1 protein-coding gene is annotated in these 556 nt (G+C 36.5%); it reads right to left on the bottom strand.

From position 1 onward, the window contains the following. Positions 1–556, bottom strand: a 556-nt coding sequence (locus MTBBW1_RS28935; RefSeq protein ID WP_222424213.1) for a hypothetical protein, incomplete at both ends; no start/stop codon positions are given.

The following is a 556-nucleotide window of genomic DNA, read 5'->3' as shown; positions in this document are numbered from 1 at the left end:
CTTAATACCAAGTACATAATGAGGTTTATCAAAGGAATCAATAGCAATTGAAGCACCGTAATCTGACTTTTGAAAATATACTTCAGTGTATTCCCATACTCCATTCTCATTTGTAGCATATCGCGTTGAGCCCCAAGAACCGCAATCACTATTGTAGATTATATGGGCATTATCTGAAGAGTCAAAGGCAAGGGCGTATGGCCCGTAGTAACAACTAGGGTGATGATATCCGTCATCTATATTTTTTTGTACGTCCCATCCTGTTGCAATTTTTTTTGCAAAATGCAACTCACTTGGAGGAGAGTCATGATTAATTTTATATACGGCATAAACATTGTCGTTAGAATCTACTGCAATAGAAACACCTGCTGCAGTCCTCGGTATTCCTGTATCTGATATGGTTTCCGTATGCCATGTACCAGAAGAATTTGTGGCATACTTAATAACTACCTCAGCAATATAAGCACTATAGCCATTTTTATAATTAAAATAGCATATGTGTGCATTTCCTTTAGAATCTATGGCTATATCTGTGTATGATGAATTCTCTTTAAAC

It is taken from the genome of Desulfamplus magnetovallimortis, assembly GCF_900170035.1.
GTDB classification, from domain to species: Bacteria; Desulfobacterota; Desulfobacteria; order Desulfobacterales; family Desulfobacteraceae; genus Desulfamplus; species Desulfamplus magnetovallimortis.
This window is presented reverse-complemented; position numbering and strand designations above follow the sequence as displayed.